The 13,454-nt window shown below is 59.8% G+C and carries 10 protein-coding genes; 7 read left to right on the forward strand and 3 right to left on the reverse strand.

From position 1 onward, the window contains the following. Positions 1–227: 227 nt before the first annotated feature. On the reverse strand, positions 228–2,378 hold the full coding sequence (locus tag NJLHNGOC_RS11895; RefSeq protein WP_133258742.1) for a glycosyltransferase family 4 protein: 2,151 nt from the start codon (positions 2,376–2,378) through the stop codon (positions 228–230). 667 nt (positions 2,379–3,045) lie between these two features. Here NJLHNGOC_RS11895 and NJLHNGOC_RS15735 point away from each other — a divergent pair. Then, a complete protein-coding gene (locus tag NJLHNGOC_RS15735; RefSeq protein ID WP_133258743.1) occupies positions 3,046–3,240 on the forward strand; it encodes a hypothetical protein in 195 nt (64 codons plus the stop codon). Positions 3,241–3,317: 77 nt separating this feature from the next. On the opposite strand, the gene NJLHNGOC_RS11900 is transcribed toward NJLHNGOC_RS15735, so the two are convergent. After that, complete coding sequence (locus NJLHNGOC_RS11900; protein WP_113596617.1) at positions 3,318–4,970, reverse strand: stimulus-sensing domain-containing protein; 1,653 nt, start codon at positions 4,968–4,970, stop codon at positions 3,318–3,320. 150 nt (positions 4,971–5,120) lie between these two features. Further along, positions 5,121–5,831, reverse strand: coding sequence for a response regulator transcription factor (locus NJLHNGOC_RS11905; RefSeq protein ID WP_113596618.1), 711 nt, complete (start codon positions 5,829–5,831; stop codon positions 5,121–5,123). Positions 5,832–6,082: 251 nt separating this feature from the next. Between NJLHNGOC_RS11905 and NJLHNGOC_RS11910 the strand changes: the two genes are divergently transcribed. From NJLHNGOC_RS11910 to trmB, 6 genes are all read left to right on the forward strand, one after another. Next, positions 6,083–6,697, forward strand: coding sequence for a nucleotide exchange factor GrpE (locus NJLHNGOC_RS11910; protein WP_113596566.1), 615 nt, complete (start codon positions 6,083–6,085; stop codon positions 6,695–6,697). 208 nt (positions 6,698–6,905) lie between these two features. Next, positions 6,906–8,828 carry a molecular chaperone DnaK gene (gene dnaK, locus NJLHNGOC_RS11915; protein ID WP_113596567.1) on the forward strand — a complete coding sequence of 641 codons (1,923 nt, stop codon included), beginning with the start codon at positions 6,906–6,908 and terminating at the stop codon, positions 8,826–8,828. Between the two features lie 238 nt (positions 8,829–9,066). After that, the gene (gene dnaJ, locus NJLHNGOC_RS11920) at positions 9,067–10,200 is read left to right on the forward strand and encodes a molecular chaperone DnaJ (protein ID WP_113596568.1); all 1,134 of its coding nucleotides are present in this window, start codon (positions 9,067–9,069) and stop codon (positions 10,198–10,200) included. A gap of 174 nt (positions 10,201–10,374) precedes the next feature. Continuing rightward, a complete protein-coding gene (dapB, locus tag NJLHNGOC_RS11925; protein WP_113596619.1) occupies positions 10,375–11,172 on the forward strand; it encodes a 4-hydroxy-tetrahydrodipicolinate reductase in 798 nt (265 codons plus the stop codon). 136 nt (positions 11,173–11,308) lie between these two features. Further along, positions 11,309–12,496: a methionine adenosyltransferase gene (gene metK, locus NJLHNGOC_RS11930; RefSeq protein ID WP_113596620.1), complete on the forward strand. Its 1,188-nt coding sequence runs from the start codon at positions 11,309–11,311 to the stop codon at positions 12,494–12,496. 107 nt (positions 12,497–12,603) lie between these two features. Beyond that, positions 12,604–13,308 carry a tRNA (guanine(46)-N(7))-methyltransferase TrmB gene (trmB, locus tag NJLHNGOC_RS11935; RefSeq protein WP_113596569.1) on the forward strand — a complete coding sequence of 235 codons (705 nt, stop codon included), beginning with the start codon at positions 12,604–12,606 and terminating at the stop codon, positions 13,306–13,308. Positions 13,309–13,454: the final 146 nt, after the last annotated feature.

Here is a 13,454-nt window from a genome sequence, read left to right on the forward strand (position 1 = left end):
GCCGTGCAACTCGTTTCCGCCATCATCGGAATTAACTGACGACACGCCCTAGGCCTAATTCAGCACCGGGTGCGAAACTTTAGCTTTCGAGCGCGGTGCGGCTTCCCGTACCATGTGCGTGATCATGGCGCTGCCATGACGTATTTATCCCATAGGGTTTCCTTCCGCTCGCGGGAAAATAGTGCACTACCAAATCCCGGGACTGAACGCATAGCTGTCAGGCTAAATTACTTTTCTTTGGCTATCGGAAGAAGCGCATTCAGCGTTGCCGTAAGCGCACCAGGATCGTCATAACGGCAATAGGCGAGGCCACTCCATGCGATGAAAATTTCCCGGCCATGGGCCGCGGGGAAATATCCACGCGCAAGTAATTTAAGGTGGATCACGCCGCCTTTCTGGACACGCGCTATAACACGGTAGAATGTCGGATGTTCCGTCAAGGGTGCATTTTGAATGCCATCTCCTCCGTCGATAACAACAAAAGGATTGGCGGCATTGTAGGGAGTTCTGTGAAAACGCAGGAAAACTTCAGCCTTTTCCCCTTCCGACAGGTCGGTGCGGAACGCGATTTCCGATCGACGGGACGAACTCCAGCAGCCCCAGTTTTCATTGGGATGCCAGTTTACAATACGTGCCGAGCGGAAAGTAACGATAGGCTTTTCTTCCGCCGCACGAATGAGGATATCGTGATCACCACCTTCGATAAGGTATTCTGGCGGCAGATAGACAAATGCACTTGTTACGTCCGATTTGATTGAATCGGCTTCTTTGGCAATGGCATTGTAGAATTCGGAGCAGAAATCACTCCACCTCTTGGGGCGGAAGTCCTTTTTGATCTCGTCTTCCCACTGTTTCAGATCCTGACGATCAACAATAGGTTTCCGAATAATAGGATAAGCCCCTTCCGCATCGAACGGATCAATATAGCGCACGAACTTCCCGCCAACTTCAGGCATGGATGTCGTGTCGGATGCGATACATGGCTTGCCATAAACGAGACTTTCGCCGATGGGCAGGCCAAATCCTTCAGCGAAGCTCGGATACACCGTAAACATGCAATGCTTGTAAAGGTATTCCATTTCTACATCGGGAATTCCATTAAATATGAACAGCCAGTCGTCGATGTAGCCTTTTTCTTCGATATATTGATGAAATTCATCAATTTGCCAGCCCCATTTCCCTATAAGGACGAGGAAGGGCGCCTTGTCTCCCATCTCCTCGCGCAGCTTTTCCCATACGGAAATCAGAAGCTTGTGGTTTTTTCGTATCTCGATGGTTGAAACACACAGAACATAGTCATGGTTTACGACAAACTTGATCTTCTCATCATCGATGTGAACATCGCTCGTCGTCATCTTGAGTTCGGTGGGGAGTACAACCGCATTTACCGGCCTCTCGGTCAGCTTTGTCTCCTTGATGTAAGTACGAACATCAGAGGCAACATATTCCGAGTTGGTTAAAATGAAATCACTCAGTTCAGAGGCATCACTCATCTGAATCTGGAACTTGTCGGTCGCGGCCCGCTGAACATATTCCGGTTCACGGATCTGCAGCAGATCATGGATGAACGGGCAGAACATGATCCCTTTTTGCTTCAGCCTCATGACGCCGTCGTAATTCGGCAGGATCCAGAAAGCGCCGGCCATGCACAGCACGTCCCCTGCCGCAGGCCAGACCCGGGTGCGTCCGTCGTACGCTTTCTGTACGCTCTTTAGAATAGTTTCATGATTGCAGTCCACGGAGTCATACACATTGATCAGGTCGATCATGTCGTTTGTCTTGACCGACAGAATGCGATCCTGGTCATACTCGGGGGCAACCGGTACCACACGCCATCCGGCGGCAGTGAAGTCTCGAAGGTACAAAACCAGATTGGCGATGACGCGCTGGATGCCGCTCATACTGGTATTATGCTGGGCATAGATAAGGAAGTCGGCAACATCCAGCCAGATGGTCCGAACAACCTGGTTCTGTTCCGAAAGGGGAGCCTGGACGACCGCAAGCGCGCCGCTATGCTCTATTTCTTCCTTGGCGTGATGGTTGCTGGGATCAAGATTGTAAGCTTTCTGATAGGCATAAGCCGATGCAGGAAAATTCTGCATCAGCTTGAAGAGATGGCCACGCTGCAAATAAAGATCGGAATTTTTATTGTCGATCTTTTCCGCGTCGTTATATGCAGCCAGGGCTTCATCATAATGGCCGGCATCTTTCAGACAGTTGCCTAACTGAACAATATGCCGGAATGTTCGTGCGTTACGTCCTGCCTTCGACAAGTAATCCTGATATAACTCAGCCGCTTTCGACCAGCGGCCAGCTTTTTTTTCAGCCCGCGCCGCCTGTAGAAGTGCTGCGTTTCTACCGCCAAGAGGAAATTTCACGTCAGTTACCTCAAAAGAACATATTTGGAGGGGATATTACGTAACAACATCCGCCATGTCGATACCACTGATGTGGTAGGGAGAAACGGAATGAAATGGGATCGAATCCATCCTATAACCATACATCTGAGGTAGGACTGTTTCTGCCATATTCCTATGATTCGGGGCGTTGCGCATCACGCCATGCTACACAGTAATCTGTGCCTCATCCGTCATGCACCATGTCGCGAACCACGCGAATTCGTTCTTGAAGAACAAATGTATCGTGCTGGTTGGCATCATGACGCTACTTTTCAAGAAACAGTTACGCGTAGCGATGGTAAGGTCTTCCTTGCTCGAACATTCCTATAGGTCAAATCGACATTCAGGCTTCCTTTTTTGGAATGAGTAATTCTTAAGACGCCATGTTGGAGCACGGAGCATAGGATAGGATCAGGTATTATGAGTTGAACGGTGGCACAATGGCACCGGATTATATCTCCGCCCATGGCAAAGTTGGAGATACGGGCCACAACGGGACAGATAAACGTCTCTTTTCCTTTCTGAACTACCCATATCCTGACCGATTCGCAGTTCATGCTTTACGACGAATGCCTTTGAAGCGGCCTGTCGCAAAATGAGTGTCGATCAATGTTGAACCAAGGCCTATTCGCCGCATACCGATGGCATGATCGAACGCATCAACGGGCGAGTTGGCAGTCACGCTGATTTCGAGATTTTTCTCAAGATATGCTTCTTTATCTTACAACCACTAAAAACGGCGTGTTCTGGCTGGACTCTTGCCAACAAAGCAGATTTCGTCATGGCTTTGCAGGCATCCCCAAAACTGAAACCCAGACTATATCACACCAATGCTGGATGACATCATGAAGCAAGTTGATGAAATTCTCGATTACGCCAATGACATCTCGCGACCTGACAGCCAAGATCACCATTCCCCTACCCCACCCGTGGCAGGCAGATCACAAAGCGCGCGCCGATGACATGTCCATCGGCATCAATGCGGTTTTCCGCGCTGATTGTCCCACGCAATGCCTCGACAATCTGACGGCTGATGGACAGGCCCAGCCCGGAATGCTGTCCGAAATTCTCGCTGGTGGGCCGTTCGGAGTAAAAACGGTCAAAGATATTGTCCAGTTTTGCCTGCGGAATGCCCGGCCCTTCGTCCGCGACAGCGATTTCGACCATGTTGCCCGCAGGCACGGCGCTCAGCAGGATCTGCCCATCAGGGGGAGAGAAGGAAATCGCATTGCCGATCAGGTTGCGCAGCACCTGCACCAGCCGGTCCTCCACCGCCATGACCGTCAGGGGCCGCTCCGCGCTGTTGCCGCTGCTGGCGACGCTCATGACGGGCTGACCGGGCTGACGCGTGGTCTGATGTATTTCCGCCAGCACCGACAGCAATGGCACCACCGCCACGGGCTCGGCCCGCGCGCGGGAGATTTCGGCATCCACGCGGCTGGCGTCGGAAATATCGGTAATCAGGCGATCCAGCCTGCGTACGTCATCATGAATGATCATCATCAGCCGCTTCTGCCGCTCAGGGTCCTCGATCCGCAACAGGGTTTCGATGGCGGAGCGGATGGATGACAGGGGATTCTTGATCTCATGGCTGACATCGGCGGCAAAACGTTCGATGGCGTCCATGCGTGCCCACAATGCGCTGGCACTGTCCTGCAACGCGCGGGCAACTTCCCCGATCTCGTCACGGCGCGCCAGCAGACGCTCGGGCACCGTGTCCGTCCGGCCGGAAGATTCGCGCATGACATGCGCCGACGCCGCCAGCCGCAGCAGCGGCCGCGCGATCGTCAGCGACAGGTACCATGACAGCAGGATCGTCAGCGCCAGCGCCATCAGGAACAGCGACAGGATCGACGAACGCACGGCGAACAGGGAACGGTCCACGTCCCGTGCCTCGCGCGTCAGCTGGATGATGCCTACCGTGGTCTGTCCGTCATGCATGACGGGTTCGGCCACCGTCACCATCAGGCGCTGGTGCGCGGTGCGACGGATATAGGGCGGCATTTCCATGATGCGCGTCCCGTTCGGCCCCGCCACCGGCTGCACCGACGGGTCGGTATCAGGCGTATCGAGCGTCATGATCCGCTCGCCCGACAGGGTCGGCAGCTGCGACAGAAGCCAGTTGTACAGCCGCTCCCCGATGTTGCGGGTTTCGGGATACAGGGGGGAACGATCCTCCTCTTCCCCGACCATCCCGTCATGCGCGCCCGGTCCATGACGCGGCGGGCGCGGGCTTGTCCGTTCCGCGCGGCTGTCCGCCACGGGCTGGCCGTCCGGGGCGAACAGGCGCGCCCGCGCGTTGGGGCTGGGCTCGGTCAGGCGCAGCAGCAGCGGACGCGCCAGCGCAGGGTCCAGCAAAACCCCATGCCGGGTGGTGGTCACGGCACTTTGCCCCAGCGCACCGGCATAGATCCGCGCCTGTTCACGCAGCGCGGAGACCTCGGCCTCCAGCAGGCTGTTCTGGAACTGCGTCAGGTACAGCAGCGTCAGCGCCAGCAGCCCCAGCGGCAGCATGTTGACCAGCAGGATCCGCCGCATCAGGGGCGAGACAAGCCGCGTGCGGTACTCCATATAGGCTGCCGCGGCGGCATTGTTGGCTGACAGCCTGTTGCCGGCGCCCTTCCTGCGGATCCTGCGCAACCACGCGCGCAGGGACGACAGCCTCAGGGCGATATCAGAGGCGATATCAGACATGGGGAAGGGGCGCCTCAGGGGATGTTCCTACTCTTCCTTGTAGCGGTACCCGATGCCGTACAGCGTCTCGATCTGGTTGAAATCCTCGTCCACCTGGCGGAATTTCTTGCGCACGCGCTTGATGTGGCTGTCGATGGTGCGGTCATCGACATAGATGTTCTCGCCATAGGCGGCGTCAATCAGCTGATCGCGCGACTTCACCAGTCCGGGGCGCGTCGCCAGCGCCTTGACCAGCAGGAATTCCGTCACCGTCAGCTGGATGTCGCGGCCATGCCACAGGCACTGATGGCGCGTTTCGTCCAGCGACAGGTTGCCGCGGATCATGTTGCTGGTCGGGCTTGCGCCCACGGCCTCGTTGCGGGTCAGTTCATTCCGCCGCAGCAGCGCGCGGATGCGCTCCAGCAGCAGGCGCTGCGAAAAGGGCTTGGTGATGTAATCATCCGCGCCCAGCCGCAGGCCCATCAACTGGTCCACCTCCTCGTCCTTGGACGACAGGAAAATGACCGGCAGCTGCGAGCGCGCGCGCAGGCGCTGGAGGAGTTCCATCCCGTCCATGCGCGGCATCTTGATATCCAGCACTGCAAGGTCTGCCGGGCGGCTCATCAGTCCGTGCAGCGCGCTTTCCCCGTCGGTATAGGTCTGGACGGTGAACCCTTCCGCTTCCAGCGTCATCTGCACGGACGTCAGGATGTTGCGATCGTCATCAACCAGTACGATCGTCTGTTTCGTCGGCTCCATCAGGATCTCTTCATGTTTTATCTGCGGATGGCGGCCATCGGGCGCGCGCGTCGTGGGGGCTTGCCTTGGGGGGCGGTTGGAGCATAGCGTCATATCGGTCCGCATGTCATGAGGGCATGCGCCATAATGATGAACACGAGGAAGGGACGGGACGGCCGTCCGGCAGCTGACGGGGCAGCACGCAAATTCGGCATGCCTGCGCATACCGTTATGCCTTGTCCATCTGGCGACCGTTACCTACTTGATAGGTCATGACCCACGATACAGACCCCACCCCCCACGCCGACGCCGCATCCGGCGCAGGCACACACCAGCACCAGCCCGAGGGACAGCAGCCTCATGACGCTCCGGCGGCCGAGGCAGGCGAAACGTCCACGACGGCGGCCGAACCGGCCGACCGCATCGCGGAGCTGGAGGCCGAAGTCGCGGCGATGCGCGAAAAGTGGATGCGCGCCGAAGCCGAAATGCAGAACCTGCGCAACCGCACCAAGCGCGAGATCGAGGATGCGCGGCAGTACGCCACGCAGAAATTCGCCCGCGACGTGGTAGAGGCCGCGGAAAACCTCAAGCGTGCGCTCGCCAGCCTGCCTGCCAGGACCGAGGGCGAGGAAGGCATCGTCAAGAGCATGCGCGAAGGAATCGAAAGCACCGAGCGTTCGTTCCTGGGCATTCTGGAACGCAACGGCATCGTCGCCGTCGATCCGCAGGGCAAGCCCTTCGACGCCAACCTGCATCAGGCCATGGCGGAACAGCACAGCGATGAACACGCGGCCGGGACCGTGATGCAGGCGTGGACGCCGGCATGGACCCTGCACGGTCGTCTGCTGAAGCCCGCGATGGTTGTCGTGTCCAAGGGACATGCCTGATATCACGGGCTGAAAATCCCGATTGATCGGCCTGCGCCCCCTTGAAAGGGCTGGCGGGCCTGCTTAAATCAGAAAGTAACGCTGACGGGCGGAACCAGCGAGGATGTGACGATGCAGTCCTTATTTTCCACCTGTCGGCAAATGAATGATCAAAAGGGCTTTTTCGGGTGCTTCGGGCCCGTCAAGGCCGCTATCAAGGAGAGTATTCATGGGTAAGGTTATCGGTATTGACCTTGGCACGACCAATTCGTGCGTCGCGGTCCGCGAAGGCGATGAAACCCGCGTTATTGAAAACAGCGAAGGCGCACGTACCACCCCGTCGATGGTCGCGTTCACCGACAGCGGTGAAATGCTGGTCGGCCAGGCCGCCAAGCGTCAGGCGGTCACGAACCCCGCCAACACCCTTTATGCCGTCAAGCGCCTGATCGGCCGCCGTTACGACGACCCGACCGTGGCGAAGGACAAGGAACTTGTCCCCTATGCCATCGTCAAGGGCGACAACGGCGACGCATGGGTCGAGGCACAGGGCAAGAAGTATGCCCCGGCACAGATTTCCGCCTTCATCCTGGGCAAGATGAAGGAAACGGCCGAATCCTACCTTGGCGAGCCGGTGACGCAGGCCGTCATCACGGTTCCCGCCTACTTCAACGACGCGCAGCGTCAGGCGACGAAGGATGCGGGCCGCATCGCGGGCCTCGAAGTCCTGCGCATCATCAACGAGCCGACGGCGGCCGCCCTGGCCTATGGCCTGCAGAAGAAGAACGGCGGCACGATCGCGGTCTATGACCTTGGTGGCGGCACGTTCGACGTCTCGATCCTCGAAATCTCCGACGGCGTGATCGAGGTGAAGTCCACCAACGGTGACACCTTCCTCGGCGGTGAAGACTTCGACGCGCGGATCATCAGCTACCTCGCGGACGAGTTCAAGCGCGAGCAGGGCATCGACCTGCGTCAGGACAAGCTGGCCCTGCAGCGTCTGAAGGAAGCGGCGGAAAAGGCGAAGATCGAACTGTCCTCCTCCAAGGAGACGGAAATCAACCTGCCGTTCATCACGGCCGACGCGTCCGGTCCGAAGCACCTCGTGCTGAAGCTGACCCGTGCGAAGCTGGAAAGCCTGGTTGACGACCTGATCCAGCGCACGCTGGAACCCTGCCGCGCCGCGCTGAAGGATGCGTCGGTCAACGCTGGTGAAATCGACGAAGTCATCCTGGTCGGCGGCATGACCCGCATGCCCAAGGTGATCGAGGCGGTGAAGCAGTTCTTCGGCAAGGAACCCGCCCGCAACGTGAACCCGGACGAAGTCGTCGCGATCGGCGCCGCGGTCCAGGGCGCGGTGCTGCAAGGTGACGTGAAGGACGTCCTGCTGCTCGACGTCACGCCGCTGTCGCTGGGGATCGAGACGCTGGGTGGCGTGTTCACCCGCCTGATCGACCGCAACACGACGATCCCGACGAAGAAGAGCCAGACCTTCTCCACTGCGGAAGACAACCAGAGCGCCGTGACCATCAAGGTCTATCAGGGCGAACGCGAAATGGCGGCCGACAACAAGCTGCTGGGCACGTTTGACCTGACGGGCATCGCCCCCGCACCGCGTGGCGTGCCGCAGATCGAGGTGACGTTCGACATCGACGCCAACGGCATCGTGTCCGTGTCCGCCAAGGACAAGGCCACCGGCAAGGAACAGCAGATCAAGATCCAGGCATCTGGTGGTCTATCCGAAGCCGATATCGAAAACATGGTCAAGGACGCGGAAGCCAACGCCGCCGCCGACAAGGCCAAGAAGGAACAGGTCGAGGCCCGCAACCAGGCCGAAGGTCTGACCCATCAGGTCGAAAAGTCGCTGTCCGAAGCCGGCGACAAGGTCCCGGCGGCCGACAAGACCGAAGCCGAGGCCGCGATTACCGAGGTCCGCAAGGCCCTTGAAGGCACCGACGCCGAAGCCCTGAAGAAGGCGACCGACCGTCTGACGCAGGCCGCGATGAAGGTTGGCGAGGCCGTTTACAAGGCCGGCCAGGCGGAACCGGGCGCTGCTGCCGGGGCCGCGGGTGCCGCGCCGGGCGCTGGCCCGAACGGCGAGAAAGTGGTGGATGCCGACTTCGAGGATGTGGACGACAGCAAGAAGTCATCCTGATCGTCGCAAGGCGTCATACATTACTCCGGTAAATGGGGAAGGGGGCTGACGCTCCCTCCCCTGATCCAGGTGGCGCCCGTGCTTCGTGGAAGACGGGCGCTTTTCCTGTTGTAAAGACTCGATACGGATCCGATCCGGATTCCCACCCCAATCCGACAACGGCCCGGCCGCGCCCATGACAAGGACTGCCTGACCAGGCCCCTCCTTCGGGGCGGCCCCGTTTCACTGAGGACCCATTATGGCCACCAATCTTGATTATTACGCGGTTCTGGAAGTTTCCCGGGATGCCGATGGCACCGAGATCAAGAAGGCGTATCGCCGGCTGGCCATGAAATACCATCCCGACCGCAATCCCGGCGACGCCGAGGCCGAGACACGGTTCAAGGAAATCAACGAAGCCTATGACGTCCTGAAAGACGATCAGAAGCGCGCCGCCTATGACCGCTTCGGCCATGCGGCGTTCGAGGGGGGCGGCCCCGGCGCGGGTCCCGGCGGGTTCGATTTCGGCGGTGGCGGCTTGGGCGATATTTTCGAACAGATGTTCGGTGACATGATGGGCGGACGCCGTGGCGGACGCCGCGCGGGCGCCGACCTTCAGGTTCAGGTCAGCATCACGTTCGCCGAAGCCTTTTCGGGCGTCAAGAAACAGATCACCGTCCCCACGCGCGTCACCTGCGAAAGCTGTGACGGCACGGGTTCGGCCGACAAGGACCAGCCGCCGGAAGTCTGTCCCTCATGCCATGGGGCGGGCAAGGTCCGCGCGCAGCAGGGCTTTTTCTTTGTCGAACGCCCCTGTCCGACCTGCCATGGCAGCGGCCGGCTGATCCGCAATCCGTGCAAGGTCTGCCACGGCACCGGCACGGTGGAAAAGAACCGCACGCTGGAGGTCGCGATCCCCGCCGGCGTGGAAGACGGCACCCGCATCCGCCTGTCGGGCGAGGGCGAGGCCGGGGGCGCCGGGGTCACACCGGGCGACCTGTATGTCCATATCAGTGTGGAGCCCCATCCGCTGTTCCAGCGCGACGGGGCCAACATCTACTGCCGGGTGCCGGTCCGCATGACGCAGGCGGCGCTGGGCACCGAAATCGAGGTGCCGGTCGTCGATGGATCGCGCACCAAGGTCAAGATCCCGGCAGGCACCCAGACGGGCGAGAATTTCCGCCTGCGTGGCAAGGGGTTCTCCGTCCTGCGTTCTTCGGCGCGCGGCGACATGTATATTCAGGTCGTGGTGGAAACGCCCCGTCACCTCACCCGTCGCCAGCGCGAACTTCTTGAAGAGTTCGAGGCGGATGGTGGCGGCCATGACAAAGGCAGCCCGGAAAGCACCGGCTTCTTCAGCAAGGTCAAGGACTTTTTCGAAGGAAAGCTGTAATCCGCACGCCCCTCCCTATGGGGATGTGGTTGAAAAGACGGTTTGATCAGGTATAGGTTTTTGCATCGTATGCATGGTGTCCCCCCAACCTGCACCATGGATATGCTACAGGCGGCGCGATCCCCCGGTCGCGCCGCCATCTGTTTTTTACGGGGTAACGGGGCGGAGATTGTCATGAACGCGGAAACGATGCGCATCGGTATCGCCGGGATCAACGGGCGGGTGGGACGTCTGCTGCGTGAGGAAGTCGTGGCGGCGGGCGCCACGCTGGCGGGCGGGTCGACTCGCAATGGCATTCTTGAACCCGTGGCCGATGCCGCCTCCCCCATCTGTCCCATTTTCACGTCGGTGGCGGACCTTGCCAAAGTCTGTGATGTCGTCATCGATTTCACGAATGCATCGACCGTGTGCGCGCATGCGCGCGACCTTGCGCAAAGTGGCACGGCATGGGTGCTGGGCACGACGGGACTTGGCGAACGCGAACAGGATGCGGTCGATGTTGCGGCACGACAGATTCCGGTGGTACAGGCGGCAAACTTTTCCCCCGGCGTGACGTTGATGACGCGACTGGCGCGCCAGATGGCCGCCGCCCTGCCGGGACGCGAATATGACGCCGAAATACTGGAAATGCATCACAGGCAGAAGGTCGATGCGCCATCGGGCACGGCCCTGGCAATCGGCAACGCGGTGGCGGATGGCCGTGGCATCATGCTGAAGGATCACATGGAGGTCGCCCGCAGCGGCCATACCGGTCCGCGTGCGGATGACGCCATCGGCTTTGCCGTCCTGCGTGGGGGGCAGATCGTGGGGGAACACAGTGTCATCTTCACGTCCGCCCATGAACAGATTGCCCTGACCCATCGTTCCTTTGACCGTCGCATCTACGCCACCGGCGCGGTGCGTGCGGCGCTGTGGACCGGAACGCGCAGGGCGGGTCTCTATTCCATGGATGATGTACTGGGTCTGGCGTGAATTCCACGACCGCAATCGTGTCATTCCGCAAAAAAACTTGACGCTACCGGGAACTTCGGCCAAATCCGTGCACTACTTCGGCGCCCGTCTTTGTGGCGTTACCATCGTCCGTTTTATCAGACATTATGGAATCAACATGCGCAACAAAGGCGACTTTCTGTTTACCTCGGAATCCGTATCGGAAGGACATCCCGACAAGGTTGCCGACCGGATCAGCGATACCGTCCTTGATGCATTCCTGACGGCAGACGGTGAGTCCCGTGTTGCGTGTGAAACGCTGGTCACGACCAACCGCATCGTCCTTGCGGGCGAAGTGCGCGGCCCGGCTTCAGTCACGCCCGAACTGCTGATCGAAGGCGCGCGCGAGGCCGTGCGTGACATTGGCTATGACCAGCCCGGTTTCTCGTGGAAGAACGCCGAGGTCGAATATTACCTCCACGCACAGTCCGCCGATATTGCGGTTGGCGTTGACAGTGCCGGTGAAAAGGACGAAGGCGCGGGCGACCAGGGCATCATGTTCGGCTTTGCCACGCGCGAAACCGACAGCCTGATGCCCGCCCCGCTGCATTACGCGCACGGCATCCTTCATCGCATCCGTGACCTGCGCAAGGCGGGTGACCCGCGCGCGGCCGCCCTGCAGCCCGACGCCAAGAGCCAGGTGACCCTGCGCTATGTCGATGGCAAGCCTGTGGGCGCGACCTCCGTCGTGATTTCCACCCAGCATGTCGAAGGCGCAAGCCAGGAAACCATCCGCGAGGAACTGCGCGGCGTGGTAAAGGACGTCCTGCCTGACGGCTGGATGTGCCCGGAAGACGAGTTCTATGTCAATCCGACGGGCGTGTTCGTGATCGGTGGTCCCGATGGGGACTGCGGCCTGACGGGACGCAAGATCATCGTCGACACCTATGGCGGCGCGGCCCCCCATGGCGGTGGCGCGTTCTCGGGCAAGGATCCGACGAAGGTTGACCGTTCGGCCGCCTATGCCTGCCGCTACCTCGCCAAGAACATCGTGGCAGCCGGCCTTGCCGATGCCTGCACGCTGCAGATTTCGTATGCGATCGGCGTGTCGCATCCCCTGTCGGTGTATGTGGACCTTGCCGAAACGGGCAAGGACGTGGATGAGGAAAAGCTGGGCCGCGTCCTGCGCGAGGTGATGGACCTGTCGCCGCGCGGCATCCGCAAGCACCTGCGCCTGAACCGCCCCATCTATACCCAGACTTCGGCCTATGGTCATTTCGGCCGCACGCCCGATGCGGCGAAGGACGACTTCACGTGGGAAAAGACGGACCTCGTCGATACCCTGCGCAGCGCCTTCAACCGCTGATTGCCTGAGACCCGGCCGGTCCACATCCAAAACGGGGACCGGCTGTTTCATGACGCGATGGACTTGGACCATCACCCATCGTATCCGACCAAGGATGATCTGTTTTCATGACGGCTAGTGTGGATGTAAAGGCGTCGCCCGATCGCCTGTACGGGCGTCACCGTGGACACCCGCTGCGTCCCCGTCAGCAACGCCTGCTGGACCTGACGCTACCGCGACTGCGTTTTCCCCCATCCGCCATGACAGACCCGGCCAGCGCCTTTGCCCATCCCCCACGCGAGATCTGGCTGGAGGTGGGTTTTGGCAGCGGCGAACATTCCCTTGCCCAGAACAGGGCCCATCCCGATGTCGGCTATATCGCGTGCGAGGTCTTTGAAAACGGCCTGTGTTCGCTGCTGTCCCGCCTCGTGCCGGACGATCAGGAAGGCGACGCCCCCATCCCCGACATGCTGCGCATCTGGGACGAGGATGCCCGCATCCTGCTGCGCGAACTGCCGGATGCCTCGATCGACCGGGCGTTCCTGATGTTTCCCGACCCGTGGCCCAAGGCGCGCCATGCCAAGCGGCGCTTCATCCATCCCGACACGGTGCGCATGATGGCGCGTATCCTCAAACCCGGCGCAATCTGGCAGGTCGCCAGCGACGATCCGACCTATCAGGCATGGGTGGAAGAAGTCATGGGCGCGCAGACCCTGTTCCGCACCGCCCCTCCCGTTCTGGAACGGCCCGAAGGCTGGCCCCCCACACGGTATGAGACCAAGGCGCTGAAGGCGGGACGTCAGCCGTTTTACTGGACATTCGTGCGGAACTGATGCTCCGGAATTCGCCCAGAGTTACTGTTGGGAAAATAACCGAAGTTTTTGGATGTCGCCTTTTTTCAAAAAGGTGACGTTCTTTGAAGCTTTTTGAAAAAAAGCTTCACAAAAAACTTCCATAATTTCACAGCCGTCAGGCTGTA

Source organism: Novacetimonas cocois, from assembly GCF_003311635.1.
GTDB lineage: Bacteria > Pseudomonadota > Alphaproteobacteria > Acetobacterales > Acetobacteraceae > Novacetimonas > Novacetimonas cocois.